Annotated in this window: 12 protein-coding genes, 9 tRNA genes and 3 rRNA genes; 3 read left to right on the forward strand and 21 right to left on the reverse strand. The window is 41.9% G+C overall.

Annotated elements, in window-relative coordinates:
- Nucleotides 1–72: 72 nt before the first annotated feature.
- From tatC to MHB65_RS22420, 3 genes are all read right to left on the reverse strand, one after another.
- Complete coding sequence (gene tatC / locus MHB65_RS22410; protein WP_342441792.1) at nt 73–897, reverse strand: twin-arginine translocase subunit TatC; 825 nt, start codon at nt 895–897, stop codon at nt 73–75.
- A 17-nt stretch (nt 898–914) separates the two neighbouring features.
- The gene (locus MHB65_RS22415) at nt 915–1,100 is read right to left on the reverse strand and encodes a twin-arginine translocase TatA/TatE family subunit (protein ID WP_008176991.1); all 186 of its coding nucleotides are present in this window, start codon (nt 1,098–1,100) and stop codon (nt 915–917) included.
- Nucleotides 1,101–1,265: 165 nt separating this feature from the next.
- Nucleotides 1,266–1,901: a redox-sensing transcriptional repressor Rex gene (locus MHB65_RS22420; protein WP_004224350.1), complete on the reverse strand. Its 636-nt coding sequence runs from the start codon at nt 1,899–1,901 to the stop codon at nt 1,266–1,268.
- A gap of 253 nt (nt 1,902–2,154) precedes the next feature.
- On the opposite strand from MHB65_RS22420, the gene MHB65_RS22425 reads away from it, so the two are divergent.
- Complete coding sequence (locus MHB65_RS22425) at nt 2,155–4,098, forward strand: ATP-binding cassette domain-containing protein (RefSeq protein ID WP_342441793.1); 1,944 nt, start codon at nt 2,155–2,157, stop codon at nt 4,096–4,098.
- Between the two features lie 432 nt (nt 4,099–4,530).
- On the opposite strand, the gene tsaD is transcribed toward MHB65_RS22425, so the two are convergent.
- From tsaD to MHB65_RS22455, 6 genes are all read right to left on the reverse strand, one after another.
- A complete protein-coding gene (gene tsaD / locus MHB65_RS22430) occupies nt 4,531–5,547 on the reverse strand; it encodes a tRNA (adenosine(37)-N6)-threonylcarbamoyltransferase complex transferase subunit TsaD (RefSeq protein WP_342441794.1) in 1,017 nt (338 codons plus the stop codon).
- On the reverse strand, nt 5,547–5,999 hold the full coding sequence (gene rimI / locus MHB65_RS22435; RefSeq protein WP_342441795.1) for a ribosomal protein S18-alanine N-acetyltransferase: 453 nt from the start codon (nt 5,997–5,999) through the stop codon (nt 5,547–5,549). The genes tsaD and rimI overlap by 1 nt, the downstream gene beginning before the upstream one ends.
- A complete protein-coding gene (gene tsaB, locus MHB65_RS22440; protein ID WP_342441796.1) occupies nt 5,992–6,699 on the reverse strand; it encodes a tRNA (adenosine(37)-N6)-threonylcarbamoyltransferase complex dimerization subunit type 1 TsaB in 708 nt (235 codons plus the stop codon). Before tsaB ends, rimI begins: the two co-directional genes overlap by 8 nt.
- Nucleotides 6,696–7,145, reverse strand: a complete 450-nt coding sequence (tsaE, locus tag MHB65_RS22445; protein WP_205445864.1) for a tRNA (adenosine(37)-N6)-threonylcarbamoyltransferase complex ATPase subunit type 1 TsaE — start codon at nt 7,143–7,145, stop codon at nt 6,696–6,698. Before tsaE ends, tsaB begins: the two co-directional genes overlap by 4 nt.
- A gap of 186 nt (nt 7,146–7,331) precedes the next feature.
- Nucleotides 7,332–7,670 carry a hypothetical protein gene (locus MHB65_RS22450; RefSeq protein ID WP_342441797.1) on the reverse strand — a complete coding sequence of 113 codons (339 nt, stop codon included), beginning with the start codon at nt 7,668–7,670 and terminating at the stop codon, nt 7,332–7,334.
- A gap of 465 nt (nt 7,671–8,135) precedes the next feature.
- Nucleotides 8,136–8,211: transfer RNA gene (locus tag MHB65_RS22455), tRNA-Asp, on the reverse strand.
- Between the two features lie 212 nt (nt 8,212–8,423).
- Between MHB65_RS22455 and MHB65_RS22460 the strand changes: the two genes are divergently transcribed.
- A complete protein-coding gene (locus tag MHB65_RS22460; RefSeq protein ID WP_342441798.1) occupies nt 8,424–9,488 on the forward strand; it encodes a Xaa-Pro peptidase family protein in 1,065 nt (354 codons plus the stop codon).
- A 347-nt stretch (nt 9,489–9,835) separates the two neighbouring features.
- Entirely contained in the window at nt 9,836–11,059 is a 1,224-nt protein-coding gene (locus tag MHB65_RS22465; RefSeq protein WP_342440652.1) for an IS110 family transposase, read from the forward strand.
- Nucleotides 11,060–11,435: 376 nt separating this feature from the next.
- Here the strand turns inward: MHB65_RS22465 and rrf are convergent.
- The 12 genes from rrf to MHB65_RS22525 form a co-directional block, all read right to left on the reverse strand.
- Nucleotides 11,436–11,551, reverse strand: a 5S ribosomal RNA gene (rrf, locus tag MHB65_RS22470).
- Between the two features lie 111 nt (nt 11,552–11,662).
- Nucleotides 11,663–14,590: ribosomal RNA gene (locus MHB65_RS22475) — 23S ribosomal RNA — on the reverse strand.
- A gap of 180 nt (nt 14,591–14,770) precedes the next feature.
- A 16S ribosomal RNA gene (locus MHB65_RS22480) occupies nt 14,771–16,322 on the reverse strand.
- Together the 16S, 23S and 5S rRNA genes with 8 tRNA genes alongside form the textbook arrangement of a ribosomal RNA operon.
- A 200-nt stretch (nt 16,323–16,522) precedes the next feature.
- A tRNA-Gly gene (locus tag MHB65_RS22485) sits at nt 16,523–16,596 on the reverse strand.
- Between the two features lie 17 nt (nt 16,597–16,613).
- Nucleotides 16,614–16,690: transfer RNA gene (locus tag MHB65_RS22490), tRNA-Arg, on the reverse strand.
- 18 nt (nt 16,691–16,708) lie between these two features.
- Nucleotides 16,709–16,794, reverse strand: a tRNA-Leu gene (locus MHB65_RS22495).
- A 66-nt stretch (nt 16,795–16,860) separates the two neighbouring features.
- Nucleotides 16,861–16,933: transfer RNA gene (locus MHB65_RS22500), tRNA-Lys, on the reverse strand.
- A gap of 15 nt (nt 16,934–16,948) precedes the next feature.
- Nucleotides 16,949–17,023 (reverse strand) — tRNA-Gln (locus MHB65_RS22505).
- Between the two features lie 5 nt (nt 17,024–17,028).
- A tRNA-Asp gene (locus tag MHB65_RS22510) sits at nt 17,029–17,104 on the reverse strand.
- A gap of 31 nt (nt 17,105–17,135) precedes the next feature.
- Nucleotides 17,136–17,207, reverse strand: a tRNA-Glu gene (locus MHB65_RS22515).
- Between the two features lies 1 nt (nt 17,208).
- Nucleotides 17,209–17,285: transfer RNA gene (locus MHB65_RS22520), tRNA-Asn, on the reverse strand.
- 91 nt (nt 17,286–17,376) lie between these two features.
- Entirely contained in the window at nt 17,377–17,838 is a 462-nt protein-coding gene (locus tag MHB65_RS22525) for a SprT family protein (RefSeq protein WP_205445887.1), read from the reverse strand.
- Between the last annotated feature and the right edge of the window lie 50 nt (nt 17,839–17,888).

The following is a 17,888-nucleotide window of genomic DNA, read 5'->3' on the forward strand; positions in this document are numbered from 1 at the left end:
GTAAAGCTATTGTAAGTTGCAAAAATAACACAAAAGCTCGGTGTCCCATTTAGGGGCACCGAGCTTTATCTATTACTGTTGATTCAATTCTTCTATTTGTCGTCGTTGCTGCTCAAGCGCCTCTTCAATTTGACGCTTTTGCTCCGCTTCTTGTTCTTCTTTTAATCGAATTTCTTCTGATTTAAGATATTTCTTATAGCCAATTCGTGAAATCATGATACTAATTTCATACAAAATAAACAGTGGCACTGAAACCATTAAATGCGAAGCTAACTCAGGCGGTGCAATAATCGCTGCACATACAAATAAACCAAAGTACGAATATTTACGAATTCGAATGAGTAAATCCGGACTTAATATGCCAATTCGTGAAAAGAATAAAACAACAATTGGCAATTGGAAAAGGAAACCAAAAGGTATTGTAAGCTTAAACAAGAATGCAAAATACTCATGTATACCAATGGTTTGCTGTATCTCCAAATCATTCGATAAATTCATCATGAATTTAATGACATACGGGAATAGTAAAAAGTACGAAAAAGATAACCCTGCAAGAAACAATAAAAATGAATACGGAATATAGCTTAGAGTAGCTTTACGCTCTACTTCCCTTAATCCAGGGCTAATAAACGACCATAATTGATACATCAACACTGGTGATGATAGAATAAATGCAATTATAAAAACAACTTGTATATAAATTGCAAGTGGTGTGACTACGTCAAATGCATGGAGCTCGATATTATATTCGGCTCCGGTCATTTGAAGGTATTTAACAAGCGGCTTTGCGACAAAAAATGCGCCGGCCATAGCTAGAACAAAGAAAACGGCAACAATGAACAGCCGTTTTCTTAATTCTTCTATATGCTCAATAACAGTTAGATCTTTTGGGTTCATTCCTCAAACATCCTAACTTACTTATCTAGTTCTTTCTTTTTCTTATCATCATCATCTTCGTCGGCTAAACCTTTAGTAGCATTTTTGAATTCACGTAGTGTTGAACCAAATGCCTTACCTAGCTCTGGTAACTTTTTAGGACCAAAAATTAGTAACGCGACAACTCCGATAATAATGAGGCTCATAGGACCAATACCACCCATTACAGCCACCTCCTCTTTATATCCATCATTTTAACGCATATTTCGCCATTTTGCTAACTAATTATATGTGAAAGTTTTTCGTCACTCTCACTGATTTGACCGCATTTTATTTAAATTATCTATTTGACAGAAACGGTGAATTACACTGGAAAATATGTATTGTTTTCACTCTTCCTGATTACGTATTAAATAAATAAGCGCTTGCAACTCTACCGATAAATCAATGGTTAGGAGCTGCATTCTATCAGGTACCGTTAAACGCTCTGGCGTAAAGTTTAAAATTCCCTTTGCATTCATGGCCGCTAAGCGGTCCGCCATTTTTTGAGCGGAGCGTGGTGAAACGGTTAAAATAGCAAGCTCCGCACCGTATTCTGCATATTTTTCTTCCAATAAATCTGGATGAAAAACCGGGATGTTGCTAATCATTTTGCCATCCTTCGGTGCTTTTGAATCGAATGCTACCACAATATGTGTATTATGGTTTTTTTGAAAATTATATTTTAATAATGCACTGCCTAAATTCCCCACACCAATTAACGCTACTTTTGTCGTTTCATGTTGATCAAGCGTCTGGCTAAAAAATTGTAATAGATGCTGCACATCGTAGCCATATCCTTTTTTTCCAAGTGCACCAAAATAAGAAAAATCACGGCGAATAGTTGCAGAATCTATTTTCATCGCTTCACTCAATTCCTTCGACGAAATACGTTCCATACCTTCTTGTGCAAAGTTTTGAATAAATCGATAGTAAAGAGGAAGTCTTTTTGTAGTGGCTTGCGGAATTTTTAATTCTTGTTTCAAACTTTTTCCTCCTTATGATGTACCTCCATCAATTTTACTGTCTATAACTACTAATTTTAATACATTCATCCTTAACAATATACAACATTTTTGCAATCCCCTGCTGTATTTCTCTTTAGTTAATGGCGCCTTTTACGCAGCTAACTAAAAAGAAATCGTTTCAATCTTACATGACTGCTAGGAATAAGTAAAGCACGGACATTGCATGCAAATCGTTCATCCATTACACTAAGGTAGAATTGAGGTGTCAAGAATGATTGTTTTACAGGTCAATCAACTAACTAAATCCTTTCTTGCAGATGAAATTTTAAGTGGTGTTAAATTAGAAGTTCAACACCGTGACCGCGTTGCCTTAGTAGGACGAAACGGTGCAGGTAAATCTACTTTATTAAAAATAATTGCTGGTCAAATGTCCTATGATTCAGGTGATATCATTATCCCAAAGGATATTCAAATAGGCTATTTAGAGCAACATGCAGGATTAAACTCTACGCTAACAATTTGGAATGAAATGATGACTATTTTCGAATCTCTTCTAGCCCAAGAACAGCTGCTACGCTCACTTGAACAACAAATGGCTGATCCTACTGTTTATGAAAATCCTACTATGTATGCGAAAGTTATGTCGGAATACGATCAATTACAGCATACGTTTAAAGATGCAGGTGGCTATCAATATGAATCAGACATACGGTCAGTCCTTCATGGTATGCAATTTTATTCCGAAGACTATGCCAAACCCATCAGTTCCTTATCTGGTGGTCAGCGCACACGTTTAGCACTTGCTAAGCTCTTACTTAGTAAACCAGACCTTTTAATTCTGGATGAGCCTACTAACCATTTAGATATCGAAACACTATCTTGGTTGGAATCCTATTTAAAGAGCTATGAAGGCGCTATTTTAATTGTTTCCCATGACCGCTACTTCTTAGATCAAGTTGTTTCTATTGTCTACGAAGTATCCCGTCATCGTGTCACAAAATATCCAGGTAATTATAGTGCTTATTTAGATGAAAAAGCTAAAAATTATGAGCGTGATGTCAAGCTCTATGAGCGTCAGCAAGATGAAAAGGCCAAGCTAGAGGATTTTATCCAAAAAAATATTGCACGTGCCTCTACAACAAAAATGGCACAAAGTCGACGCAAAATGCTTGAACGAACAGAGTGGATGGAATCGCCAGATGGTGATGAGAAATCCGCTAGTTTTGGTTTCACGATTGAACGTCAAAGTGGAAATGATGTTTTATCCGTCGATGATTTAACAATTGGTTATAATGATCGTACCATTTCTAGTGGGATTAACCTTCGCTCTTTTCGCGAGGATCGTATAGCCCTTGTTGGACCAAACGGAGTTGGTAAATCGACATTATTAAAAACGATTGTGAAAGATTTATCCCCTCTTGCAGGTGGTATTCGTTATGGGACGAATGTACAAATCGGCTATTATGATCAAGAGCAAGCAAAGCTATCAAGCAATAAGAGTGTCTTGAAAGAGTTATGGGATGAATGGCCACTTATGAACGAAAAAGATATTCGCACCGTATTGGGACGTTTTCTTTTTAGTGGTGAAGATGTGGATAAAGCAGTATCCTCTTTATCGGGCGGTGAGAAAGCACGCCTTGCACTTGCAAAATTAATGATGCAAAAGGCTAATTTTTTAATTCTCGATGAGCCTACTAACCATTTAGACTTAGATAGCAAAGAGGTTTTAGAAAATGCTTTGATTGATTACCCTGGTACGCTTCTATTTGTCTCACATGACCGCTACTTCATTAATCGTATCGCCACGAAAGTGGTGGAGTTATCTGGAACCGGGTCATTTGAATATTTAGGTGACTATGATTATTATGTAGAGAAAAAGCAGGAACTATTGGAGCTAGCACAAATGAATGCTACCTCCCAAACACAAGTACAGCATGAGCAACCTGATAAAGCGTCTACATCTAAAATTGATAAAGAAGCAAAAAAACGTGAACGTCAAATTAGACGTATGATCGAAGATTTAGAAAGCAAGATGCAAGAAACGACAGCTATTGTTGCAAGCTTAGAGGAAGCTCTGTGCGACTCTGCCATTTTCACAGACCATGAAAAAATTTCAAATCTCCAAGACGAATTAGCAACTGCTAAAGAACAGCATGAGCTATTAGAATTAGAATGGCTTGAGTTAAATGAAGAACTTGAAAGTATTAATATGTAATTGATGTAAGCCATGTGACGGGTCACATGGCTTTTTCTTTACTTGTCTTCATTTTTCATATATATTGGTCAAGTGCTATTTTTCGACAAAAAATGCCCACAGTTTTATTCACACTATAAATCTAGTAATACCAACATATCAACAGAGTTTTCCACACTGTCCACAATTAAAAATTATTTTATCCACATTGTATCGTATAAAACACGCTACTACATATTGAATAATCACAAGTTATGCACAAGTTATCAACATTTTGTGCATAAGTACGCGTGTTCGCTATTTAGTTCGCTCCTTTACCTGTGGATAATTTTCTGAAAAATTTGTCAATTACGTTGTTTGATACTTACATTCTCTTACCACAGTTCTTATTTATCAACAATTATTCGACAATTAAAAAGAGATATCTAAAAATATAGATATCTCTTTCCTAAACTATATCCAGGATTTTAACTCCATTCCTGGGCGTCCATTCATCATTAAGTTTCCTCGAATGCCAGCCTCAAACATCGGCATCGCTGCTGCGCCAATCATTGCCGCATTATCAGTACACAATTTAAGGGGTGGGACAAAAAACGGGATACCTTCCTCTGCAAATACGGTCTCCAAAGAAGTTCGCAAACCTTTATTCGCTGCTACACCACCAGCTGCAATAACCTGTTTCACCTGATACTCGCGAGCTGCACGCAATGTTTTAGCTGTCAGCACTTCGACAACACTTTCCTGAAAGCCCTTGGCAACAGCCGCTGGTGAAATAGCTTCACCTCGTTGATCCATATTATGTTTATAATTGATGACGGCTGATTTTAAACCACTAAAGCTAAAATCATATGAATCCTCTTCCAACCATACTCTCGGAAAAGGTACAGCCTCACCTTCCTCATGAGCAAGCCGATCAATGTGTGGTCCACCAGGATAAGGTAAGTTTAAAACACGCGCCACTTTGTCATAAGCTTCACCAGCTGCATCATCTCGTGTTTCACCAATGACCTCAAAAGAGCCATGTTCCTTCATATACACAAGCTCTGTATGACCACCTGATACTACAAGTGCTAATAGGGGGAACTCCATTGGCTGAACAAGCGCATTGGCATAAATATGTCCTGCAATATGATGTACGCCAACAATTGGTAAGTTGTTCGCAAATGCAAAAGCCTTCGCCGCATTAATGCCAATCAACAATGCTCCCACAAGACCTGGACCCTCTGTAACAGCTACAGCATCTAAATCTGCTGGCTTTAAGTTTGCTTGAGCTAATGCTTCTTCAATTACCATCGTAATTTGTTCTACATGATGACGTGATGCAATTTCAGGGACAACGCCACCAAAACGCTTATGACTCTCTATTTGAGAAGCAACAACATTCGACACAATTTCATGACCATTTCGAATAATCGCTGCAGCTGTTTCATCACAGCTCGATTCTATTGCTAATATCATTCCATTATTCATTATAAATTCACCCACATGACAAGGGCATCCTCCCCGTTATCAGTATAATAGCCTTTCCGTATGCCACCATCTTGGAATTGAAGCTTGCGATAAAGATTTTGTGCAACGGTGTTCGTTACACGTACCTCCAATGTCATAACCTCCATTCCATGTAAACGAGCTATTTGCATCGCCTCACGCATTAATCCCTCGCCGATACCTCGACCACGTGCTGCCTCCATAACAGCTACATTCGTAATTTGGGCTGCATCTATTACCATCCACATCCCACAAAAACCAATAATACTGCCATTTGCATCCACAGCCAACACATAATGAGCATACTGATTTTCATGCACTTCATAGTAAAAGGAATCCAGCGTCCAGGGTATAGGAAATGAAGCTACTTCAATTTCATAAACTGCTGGTACATCATCAGAAACCATTTTACGATAAGTTACATTCCTACTCATGTTCCTTCTCCTTCTGTTCTTTCAGCCAATTAGCCTCAGCCTCTGCAATTCGTTTATATTGTGGGACAAAGTGATGAGTAGCTTCAACACTCGGTAACTCCACTTTAGTCGCTACACGAATAACTTCCGTTGCACGTGGCAAGTCAAAACTAAACGGTGCACGTACTGCGTTATCACCAAGCACCTCCACAATGTTATCCCAAAATATATCAACATCTGTTCCTATAAATAAAATAGGTGCATCTAGTGCCTTTAAACGCTCTAATAAATCAGCGATATGTGCATGATGATCCTCCACAAGAGTCTCTAATGTCACTCCTTGATAAACAGCCGTATAGACATTGCCTCTTCTTGCATCAAAAATTGGACAGATTAATCCATTATAAAGGGCGGCATTTGCAGCTAATGCCTTTAAACTAGCGACACCAACTAAAGGTATCTGTAATGTCCATGCTAGGGTTTTCGCTAATGTTACACCTATACGGACACCTGTATACGAACCCGGCCCTTCAGACACTGCAATCGCATCCAAGTCACTTGCCTGTAAGCCTACTCTTGCTAGTATCTCTTCAATAGCTGGCATCGCTCCTGCAGAATGCGTTAATTTTATATTTTGTACCATCTCGGCTACCACTTTTCCATCCCTCACAATGGCAATGGAAAGTGGTGTATTCGCTGTTTCTATTCCTAACCAAATCATTTCATTAGCTCCTCACATAGTGCCTCATAGCGTTCCCCACTAGGTATTAACACAAAGCGTCGTTCATTGTCTCCGATTCGGTAAATCTCTATTGCTAATCGATGCTGTGGCAAATCCTGTTCAATTAAATGCGCCCACTCTACCACTGATACCGCATCTCCATAAAATAATTCATCCCAACCTAGGTCCTCGTCACTTTCAGCCAGACGATAAACATCTAGATGATTGAAGGGTAATCGTCCTTCATATTGTTTAACAATCGTAAATGTTGGACTGTTGACTGTTCTTTTCACACCAAGGCCCTTTGCTAAGGCCTTCGTAAATGTTGTTTTGCCTGCACCCAAATCTCCTTCTAATGTAATCGTATCTTGAGCTTCTAGTAAATTGGCAAGTGCCATGGCAAAACGTTCTGTATCATCAACTGAATTCATGATTATTTCATACATTCTCATTTTTCCTCTCATCACTACATTATCTCTAGTTTACCTAAACTAGCGAAAATGTTCAAAGCATCCAATATCATTTATGTCTTACTTAGATTGTAGTCGTTCAGAAGCCCAATTCTATGACATAGCTAGCTAATTAGAATGAAAACAAAAACACGCCTTCTTTTACGAAGACGTGTCAACTATTTATCTGTTGGAATGACCTTTTACTGCTATGATTTCTTTGCCAATCAGTTTATCATCCTTAAACTTCACTATATAGGCCTGTGTCATCAAGATCTCATCATTCCAACGATATTCATTATTTTTAATCTTTTTTCCTGCGCCTCCTACTGCTTCGACTACTTCAATATATGACATATCATTTTTTAATTTCTCGAATTCTACTTCGTTCATATTTTTTTGCCAGTGATACGCATTTGATTCTTCAATCTCTATAATAGGATCTCCACAGCCTACCATCATTATCATGGAACCAATAAGCAAAGGTAAATAAAGACTTTTAAAAGAATAATCTTTGCTCATATTAACACCTCCGTAGCCAATCCGATTACTTCTACATTTTTACCCATAATCTTTCTATTAGAAACACATCTAATTTTACCTTATAGAAACGCTATCATTTATCGGTAATTTTTACTATTTTTAGATAATGTTAAATAGATGAAATTTGGTAGGTTCATGGCAATATTATCGATTATTTCACAAGGATTTAGCTGTTTTCTAGATACGGTTGATATGTTTTTAGGGAAATAGATGTTATTTGTGAAAAAATAAAGGGAGGTTGGTCTTAGAGACGATACAGAATGTTATACTTTTAGCCCCTTTGTTTCTACTAGGAGATGTTGATCCTTTAGGAGTTAGTCACTTGTCATGTAATTTCTACTCAATTTTGCTAATAAGCTTCTACATGATGAATTGGATAAATATCCGATCAAACAAAAAAGCCCTTATGATGTAAAATCATAAGGACTGTAATATCAATTTAAATGGCGGTCCCGACCGGGATCGAACCGGCGATCTCCTGCGTGACAGGCAGGCATGTTAACCGCTACACCACGGGACCTCTTTAAGACATTTATAAATATATCATAAAAAAAATAGATATGCAACATTTATTTTCATATTTTCTCTTAATATATTTGCCCACACGGTTTTATCAAGGGATAGGATTTACCCTGCAATGAATTATCCACACAAACAACGTCTATTTTCATATATACTCTAAACATGATGCAAATTTTGCAGTATATTTAACTCTAAAGGGGGAAAAATAACATGTCAAAACTAACACAATTACAAGAGGCACTACAGGCACATACTACCGATGCAATGATTATTACCAATGCTCAAAATCGTCGCTATCTAACAGGTTTTACAGGTAGTGCAGGAACAGTTATCATAACGAAGACTCGCGCACTTTTATTAGTAGACTTCCGCTATACACAGCAAGCAACAAGTCAATGTACCACTTTTGAAGTACTAGAGATTGATCGCAACCGTTTATATGAAACCATTCAGGAGATTTTCGAACAGGAATCCATTCAAACAGTTGGTTTTGAGCAACATCATGTTACTTATCACAGTTATCAATTAATGAAGAGTAAATTGACAGCTACATTAAAGCCATTGTCTACTATTGTAGAAGATTTACGAATGATTAAAACACCAGAAGAAATTGAAATAATTAAGAAAGCCGCATGGATATCCGATGAGGCATTTAATCATATTTTGACATTCATCAAACCAGGTATTTCTGAACTGGAGATTGCCCATGAATTAGAGTCTCATATGCGGAAAAATGGTGCAACAGGCGCAGCCTTCGATATGATTATTGCTTCTGGCCATCGTTCAGCACTTCCACATGGCGTAGCATCCTCTAAAATAGTGGAGCAAGGTGATATGTTGACAATGGATTTTGGTGCTTATTATCAAGGTTATCGTTCAGATATGACAAGAACGATTGCTGTTGGAAAACCATTAGAGCAATTAAAAGAAGTCTATCAAATAGTCCATGATTCCTTACAACATGCCCTTTCTAATATGAAGGCTGGTATTACTGGACAAGAGGCAGATAGTTATACACGAGACTATATCACCGCAAAAGGCTATGGACAAAATTACGGACACGGTGCGGGACATGGTATAGGTTTAGATATACATGAAAATATATTTATGTCTACCGTATGTAAAGATATTTTAGAAGAAAATATGGTACTAACAGTAGAACCGGGTATTTATATACCAAATGTAGGTGGTGTCCGTATCGAAGATGATGTTATCATTACAAAAGAAGGTGTGGAAGTAATCACCCACTCTCCTAAGGAACTCATTATTTTATAGCCTTTTAAGTGATGGTTTATATATATGAATGTCATTGAAGCTACTAAAGCAGAAGGATAGCTCACCTATTTTGAATAAAGCTAGTTAGATAAACGATTTTTTTAAACATACTAACATTAGTAGTACAAACCAAGGCCATGGTTTGTGCTACTATTTTTTTATAGTAGAAGTGAAGAAAAGCCGACCAGCCTCTGGGACCATTTGTGAGTCCGTATATTAAACCGGCTAACTTCATGCCCTTATATGAATCAGTTTAGTATGTTGGGTCCAAGAGATCGTGTATAAGAAAGTGGAATCGATAAGGTACTGTGAAGGCTTCTATGATTGGTCAAAAGGAGAAGAATGAGATGAAACATGTCATTGCGTTAGATGTCAGTAAAGGAAAAAGTACTGTTGCGATTTATGATGGTCACCGCCAATGTGAATTCGAAGGTGTGCTACTTCATACACGCGGTGATTTTGAGCGATTACACGAACGAATAGTAGAGATGTCAAAACAAGATGGACAAGCACCAGCTATCGTATTTGAAGCAACAGGTACCTATTCAAAACCTATCGAAGCATTTTTCAAAGATTACGGCTACGCATACTGCCGCATGAATCCACTTGAAGCGAATTTACAGATGGCAACGATGCGTCGTCATAAAACCGATATTAGTGATGCCCATGAACTTGCGAAGACTCATTTTAAAATGGAACGCGAAATAACGTACATACAAGACGATTATTATGAACAGATGCGTGCACTGACTCGTTACTACGATGAAATTGATGAAGAAATCATTTTACTCAAAAGTAGAATGCATGCCATTTTACAGCTGAGTTTTCCAGAATTAGAAAAGCTGATTACACCGAGTTCAGCACTATTTTTAAATATTGTACAACTCTATCCACACCCCGCACTTTTACAAGCCCATTCAAAAACGATGATTAAAAATCGTTTAAAGGCCAATACGCGAAAAAACCTCTCGCTAATGCGTGCGGAGGCTAAAGCTATTACATTATTAGAAGCAGCTGAAAATAGTTACCCCGCGATTAAACCAACAGATATTCGTTGTGATCAAGCACGAGATTACGCAGCTCGCATTGCGGATTTACAAGAGAAGAAAGATACGCTTGTGAAACAGATGGTGGAATTGTCGGAAGGACGAAAAGAATATCTAGTATTTCGATCGATTCCTGGAATTGGCGATTCAACGGCGTGCCGATTAATTGGAGAGATTGGTGACATCCACCGCTTTCAAAATGCGAAACAACTGAACGCTTACGCAGGCATTGATATTATGCGGTACCAGTCTGGGAATATGCAATATCGAGACAGAATTAATAAACGAGGAAACAAACATTTACGAAAGATTTTATATTTTATGGTGTGCGCAATGCTTATGGCTAAAGGAAAACCGAATCATTTTGTGGACTATTACTACAAATTAAAAAAGCAACCTCAGAGGAAGCCTCATAAGGTTGCGATCATCGCCTGCATCAATAAGTTTCTGAAAGTGACATTTCAGTTACTGACGCGTGGCATTCTTTACGATTATGAGTCCGCACTACCAGCTCAGAAATCGTAATCACCTACATAGAACTATATCATAATGACCTTTCGAAAAAAATAAAAATCGTCAGGTCTTTTTGGCGTATCTAAAAATGAGTGTGAAGTGATGAGGGATATCCCTCACCACTTCACACTCATAAAAATATAAATTATTCATTAAATAAAGTTGACTAATCGTAAGAAAGAGGCTGGGAAAAAAGTGTTTCAGCCAACAAAAAAACCGAACTATCCACTGAAACGCTCACGAAGTGTTTCGGAATAGTTCGGTTTTTCTAGTTATCATGTTTTGCTAACTTAGAGACTATTTGGCTTTAAGAAGGTCCTACTTAGTTCTGTCCCAACCTCTTTTTATAAAAGAAAAAACAGCCAGTATGCAACTGACTGTTTCATTTGCCTAGCGACGTCCTACTCTCACAGGGGGAAGCCCCCAACTACCATCGGCGCTAAAGAGCTTAACTTCCGTGTTCGGTATGGGAACGGGTGTGACCTCTTTGCCATCATCACTAGACTATGTTCGACCTCCAATACACGGCGTATTACTGTGTCTTGAAGTTCTCTTTTTGTTGAAAGAATTATTCTTTCAAAACTGGATAAACGTGCATTGAATGGTTCAAACATTTTGGTTAAGTCCTCGATCGATTAGTATTCGTCAGCTCCATGTGTCACCACACTTCCACCTCGAACCTATCTACCTCATCGTCTTTGAGGGATCTTACTTACTTGCGTAATGGGAAATCTCATCTTGAGGGGGGCTTCATGCTTAGATGCTTTCAGCACTTATCCCGTCCACACATAGCTACCCAGCGATGCCTTTGGCAAGACAACTGGTACACCAGCGGTGTGTCCATCCCGGTCCTCTCGTACTAAGGACAGCTCCTCTCAAATTTCCTACGCCCACGACGGATAGGGACCGAACTGTCTCACGACGTTCTGAACCCAGCTCGCGTACCGCTTTAATGGGCGAACAGCCCAACCCTTGGGACCGACTACAGCCCCAGGATGCGATGAGCCGACATCGAGGTGCCAAACCTCCCCGTCGATGTGGACTCTTGGGGGAGATAAGCCTGTTATCCCCGGGGTAGCTTTTATCCGTTGAGCGATGGCCCTTCCATGCGGAACCACCGGATCACTAAGCCCGTCTTTCGACCCTGCTCGACTTGTAGGTCTCGCAGTCAAGCTCCCTTGTGCCTTTACACTCTACGAATGATTTCCAACCATTCTGAGGGAACCTTTGGGCGCCTCCGTTACCTTTTAGGAGGCGACCGCCCCAGTCAAACTGTCCGCCTGACACTGTCTCCTGCCCCGCTAAGGGGCATGGGTTAGAATTTCAATACAACCAGGGTAGTATCCCACCGACGCCTCCTTCGAAGCTGGCGCTCCGAGATCTCTGGCTCCTACCTATCCTGTACAAGTTGTACCAAAATTCAATATCAGGCTACAGTAAAGCTCCACGGGGTCTTTCCGTCCTGTCGCGGGTAACCTGCATCTTCACAGGTACTATAATTTCACCGAGTCTCTCGTTGAGACAGTGCCCAGATCGTTACGCCTTTCGTGCGGGTCGGAACTTACCCGACAAGGAATTTCGCTACCTTAGGACCGTTATAGTTACGGCCGCCGTTTACTGGGGCTTCAATTCGCAGCTTCGCTTGCGCTAACCACTCCTCTTAACCTTCCAGCACCGGGCAGGCGTCAGCCCCTATACGTCACCTTACGGTTTTGCAGAGACCTGTGTTTTTGCTAAACAGTCGCCTGGGCCTATTCACTGCGGCTCTCATGCGCTTGCACGCTCAAGAGCACCCCTTCTCCCGAAGTTACGGGGTCATTTTGCCGAGTTCCTTAACGAGAGTTCTCTCGCACACCTTAGGATTCTCTCCTCGACTACCTGTGTCGGTTTGCGGTACGGGCACCTCTCACCTCGATAGAGGCTTTTCTTGGCAGTGTGAAATCAGGAACTTCGTCCATACGGACTCGCCATCACAGCTCAACGTTACAGTGTGCGGATTTGCCTACACACACGCCTTACTGCTTGGACGCGCATATCCAACAGCGCGCTTACCCTATCCTACTGCGTCCCCCCATTTCTCAAACGGTGAGGAGGTGGTACAGGAATATCAACCTGTTGTCCATCGCCTACGCCTATCGGCCTCGGCTTAGGTCCCGACTAACCCTGAGCGGACGAGCCTTCCTCAGGAAACCTTAGTCATACGGTGGACGGGATTCTCACCCGTCTTTCGCTACTCATACCGGCATTCTCACTTCTAAGCGCTCCACCAGTCCTTCCGGTCTGACTTCAACGCACTTAGAACGCTCTCCTACCACTGACATCGTAGATGTCAATCCACAGCTTCGGTGAATCGTTTAGCCCCGATACATTTTCGGCGCAGCGTCACTCGACCAGTGAGCTATTACGCACTCTTTAAATGATGGCTGCTTCTAAGCCAACATCCTGGTTGTCTGTGCAACGCCACATCCTTTTCCACTTAACGATTACTTTGGGACCTTAGCTGGTGGTCTGGGCTGTTTCCCTTTTGACTACGGATCTTATCACTCGCAGTCTGACTCCCGTGTATAAATATCTGGCATTCGGAGTTTGTCTGAATTCGGTAAACCGGGATGGCCCCCTAGTCCAAACAGTGCTCTACCTCCAGTATTCTCATCACGAGGCTAGCCCTAAAGCTATTTCGGAGAGAACCAGCTATCTCCAAGTTCGATTGGAATTTCTCCGCTACCCACACCTCATCCCCGCACTTTTCAACGTGCGTGGGTTCGGGCCTCCAGTAAGTGTTACCTCACCTTCACCCTGGACATGGGTAGATCACCTGGTTTCGGGTCTACGACCACGTACTATTTCGCCCTATTCAGACTCGCTTTCGCTGCGGCTCCGCCTTCTAAAGCTTAACCTCGCACGTAATCGTAACTCGCCGGTTCATTCTACAAAAGGCACGCTATCACCCATTAACGGGCTCTAACTACTTGTAGGCACACGGTTTCAGGATCTCTTTCACTCCCCTTCCGGGGTGCTTTTCACCTTTCCCTCACGGTACTGGTTCACTATCGGTCACTAGGTAGTATTTAGCCTTGGGAGATGGTCCTCCCGGATTCCGACGGAATTTCACGTGTTCCGCCGTACTCAGGATCCACTCAGGAGAGAACGAACTTTCAACTACAGGGCTTTTACCTGCTCTGGCGGACCTTTCCAAGTCGCTTCATCTAACTCGCTCTTTTGTAACTCCGTATTGAGTGTCCTACAACCCCAAGAGGCAAGCCTCTTGGTTTGGGCTCTTCCCGTTTCGCTCGCCGCTACTCAGGGAATCGATTTTTCTTTCTCTTCCTCCAGGTACTTAGATGTTTCAGTTCCCTGGGTCTGCCTTCAAGACGCTATGTATTCACGTCAAGATACTACGCGATTAAACGTAGTGGGTTCCCCCATTCGGAAATCTCCGGATCAAAGCTCACTTACAGCTCCCCGAAGCATATCGGTGTTAGTGCCGTCCTTCTTCGGCTCCTAGTGCCAAGGCATTCGCCGTGCGCCCTTAATAACTTAACCAAGTTATTAAGCCTATAAAAAACTTAAAAAATAAATGTGTTTGTTACAATTTCAATGTCGTTTTATCCAGTTTTCAAAGAACAAGTTTTGAAGCATTTCATTCAGAAGAATGAACCTTCAAAACTGAACGCAAAACGTAATCTTACAAACCCAAGGTTTGTATTCCGAAATAATCCTTAGAAAGGAGGTGATCCAGCCGCACCTTCCGATACGGCTACCTTGTTACGACTTCACCCCAATCATCTATCCCACCTTCGGCGGCTGGCTCCAAAAGGTTACCTCACCGACTTCGGGTGTTACAAACTCTCGTGGTGTGACGGGCGGTGTGTACAAGGCCCGGGAACGTATTCACCGCGGCATGCTGATCCGCGATTACTAGCGATTCCGGCTTCATGTAGGCGAGTTGCAGCCTACAATCCGAACTGAGAACGACTTTATCGGATTAGCTCCCTCTCGCGAGTTGGCAACCGTTTGTATCGTCCATTGTAGCACGTGTGTAGCCCAGGTCATAAGGGGCATGATGATTTGACGTCATCCCCACCTTCCTCCGGTTTGTCACCGGCAGTCACCTTAGAGTGCCCAACTAAATGATGGCAACTAAGATCAAGGGTTGCGCTCGTTGCGGGACTTAACCCAACATCTCACGACACGAGCTGACGACAACCATGCACCACCTGTCACCGTTGCCCCCGAAGGGGAAACTATATCTCTACAGTGGTCAACGGGATGTCAAGACCTGGTAAGGTTCTTCGCGTTGCTTCGAATTAAACCACATGCTCCACCGCTTGTGCGGGCCCCCGTCAATTCCTTTGAGTTTCAGTCTTGCGACCGTACTCCCCAGGCGGAGTGCTTAATGCGTTAGCTGCAGCACTAAGGGGCGGAAACCCCCTAACACTTAGCACTCATCGTTTACGGCGTGGACTACCAGGGTATCTAATCCTGTTTGCTCCCCACGCTTTCGCGCCTCAGTGTCAGTTACAGACCAGATAGTCGCCTTCGCCACTGGTGTTCCTCCAAATCTCTACGCATTTCACCGCTACACTTGGAATTCCACTATCCTCTTCTGCACTCAAGTCTCCCAGTTTCCAATGACCCTCCACGGTTGAGCCGTGGGCTTTCACATCAGACTTAAGAAACCACCTGCGCGCGCTTTACGCCCAATAATTCCGGACAACGCTTGCCACCTACGTATTACCGCGGCTGCTGGCACGTAGTTAGCCGTGGCTTTCTAATAAGGTACCGTCAAGGTACAGCCAGTTACTACTGTACTTGTTCTTCCCTTACAACAGAGTTTTACGAACCGAAATCCTTCTTCACTCACGCGGCGTTGCTCCATCAGGCTTTCGCCCATTGTGGAAGATTCCCTACTGCTGCCTCCCGTAGGAGTCTGGGCCGTGTCTCAGTCCCAGTGTGGCCGATCACCCTCTCAGGTCGGCTACGCATCGTCGCCTTGGTGAGCCGTTACCTCACCAACTAGCTAATGCGCCGCGGGCCCATCCTATAGCGACAGCCGAAACCGTCTTTCAGTGTTTCACCATGAGGTGAAACAAATTATTCGGTATTAGCCCCGGTTTCCCGGAGTTATCCCAAACTATAGGGTAGGTTGCCCACGTGTTACTCACCCGTCCGCCGCTAACGTCGAAGGAGCAAGCTCCTTCTCTGTTCGCTCGACTTGCATGTATTAGGCACGCCGCCAGCGTTCGTCCTGAGCCAGGATCAAACTCTCCATAAAAGAAATTTGATTAGCTCAAATTGTTTTGCTGGCATCAATTTTGATGTCCAAAATTTTTGTTTCGTTCACTCGCCGAAGCCAGCTACTTAAAACTTTATTGATTACGTTTTGCTTGTTCAGTTTTCAAGGTTCATGACGTTGTCCGTTTAGACAACTACTTTAGTCTATCATACAACCAATCGGTTGTCAACACTTTTTTTTGGAGCGGGTGATGAGAATCGAACTCACGACATCAGCTTGGAAGGCTGAGGTTTTACCATTAAACTACACCCGCATATATTTTTTTAAAAATGGCGCGCCCGGCAGGAGTCGAACCCACAACCTTCTGATCCGTAGTCAGACGCTCTATCCAATTGAGCTACGGGCGCTTATGAAATTAATTGACTTGGTGCGGCCGAGAGGACTTGAACCTCCACGGGGTTGCCCCCACTAGGCCCTCAACCTAGCGCGTCTGCCGTTCCGCCACGACCGCATTCGATTAGTAACTTTCTCATTATACTATGATAATTCGAAAAGTCAACTCTTTTTCTTAAAGAGATGAGCCATGAAGGACTCGAACCTTCGACCCTCTGATTAAAAGTCAGATGCTCTACCAACTGAGCTAATGGCTCGGATTAAGAAATGAATGGCTGGGGTACTAGGATTCGAACCTAGGCATGACGGAATCAAAATCCGTTGCCTTACCGCTTGGCTATACCCCAATAAGTGGCGGTCCCGACCGGGATCGAACCGGCGATCTCCTGCGTGACAGGCAGGCATGTTAACCGCTACACCACGGGACCAAAATGTTATTTACATTAAATTATGAAAAAATGACCCCTACGGGATTCGAACCCGTGTTACCGCCGTGAAAGGGCGGTGTCTTAACCACTTGACCAAGGGGCCATGGCTCCGAAGGCAGGACTCGAACCTGCGACAACCTGATTAACAGTCAGGTGCTACTACCAACTGAGCTACTTCGGAATAATTTATGTTATGTTGTCGCCGTTATCTTGTCGACTTTTACTATTATAGGGACAACTCAATAAAACGTCAACTATTTTTTAAAGTTTTTTTATTCCACTAATTTTAATTTTCCCAAACACTTACTACAGCAATACTTTTCAACATTCATTTTAATTTTCCGTACATATAATTGGTGGCAATTGACACAAGTATATGTATAGCGTCGTCGGTGTTTTTCAACTGTAGTTTTAGGGGATTGTAAAACTGAGCAAAATCGGGGGGCATCTACTTTCCTTAACAATTCTCGAAAATCTTTATCTCGATGCTGATACCCTTTACCTTCAATATGTAGATGATAATGGCATAATTCGTGGAGAACAATACCATGAATCTCTTCCAAACCGTATAATTCATAGGCTTTAGGATTAACCTCAATATTATGAGATTGTAAAAGATATCGTCCTCCTGTTGAGCGTAATCTTGCATTAAAGTAGGCTTGATGCAGAAAAGGTTTCTGAAAGCTTTCCAAAGATAAGCGACGAACAAGCTCTTGTAATTCTAGATTGTCCAAAGTAATCACCTCTAACAACAAGAATACCACACTGCGTAGTATAGACAGTG

This window comes from Lysinibacillus sp. FSL K6-0075 (genome assembly GCF_038592945.1).
Lineage (GTDB): Bacteria > Bacillota > Bacilli > Bacillales_A > Planococcaceae > Lysinibacillus > Lysinibacillus fusiformis_F.

Bases quoted from the DNA above. Each gene is read 5' to 3' on its own strand.
- tatC (WP_342441792.1), bottom strand. From the start codon at position 897: ATGAACCCAAAAGATCTAACTGTTATTGAGCATATAGAAGAATTAAGA.
- MHB65_RS22415 (WP_008176991.1), bottom strand. From the start codon at position 1,100: ATGGGTGGTATTGGTCCTATGAGCCTCATTATTATCGGAGTTGTCGCG.
- MHB65_RS22425 (WP_342441793.1), top strand. From the start codon at position 2,155: ATGATTGTTTTACAGGTCAATCAACTAACTAAATCCTTTCTTGCAGAT.
- tsaD (WP_342441794.1), bottom strand. From the start codon at position 5,547: ATGAATAATGGAATGATATTAGCAATAGAATCGAGCTGTGATGAAACA.
- rimI (WP_342441795.1), bottom strand. From the start codon at position 5,999: ATGAGTAGGAATGTAACTTATCGTAAAATGGTTTCTGATGATGTACCA.
- tsaB (WP_342441796.1), bottom strand. From the start codon at position 6,699: ATGATTTGGTTAGGAATAGAAACAGCGAATACACCACTTTCCATTGCC.
- tsaE (WP_205445864.1), bottom strand. From the start codon at position 7,145: ATGTATGAAATAATCATGAATTCAGTTGATGATACAGAACGTTTTGCC.
- MHB65_RS22450 (WP_342441797.1), bottom strand. From the start codon at position 7,670: ATGAGCAAAGATTATTCTTTTAAAAGTCTTTATTTACCTTTGCTTATT.
- MHB65_RS22460 (WP_342441798.1), top strand. From the start codon at position 8,424: ATGTCAAAACTAACACAATTACAAGAGGCACTACAGGCACATACTACC.
- MHB65_RS22465 (WP_342440652.1), top strand. From the start codon at position 9,836: ATGAAACATGTCATTGCGTTAGATGTCAGTAAAGGAAAAAGTACTGTT.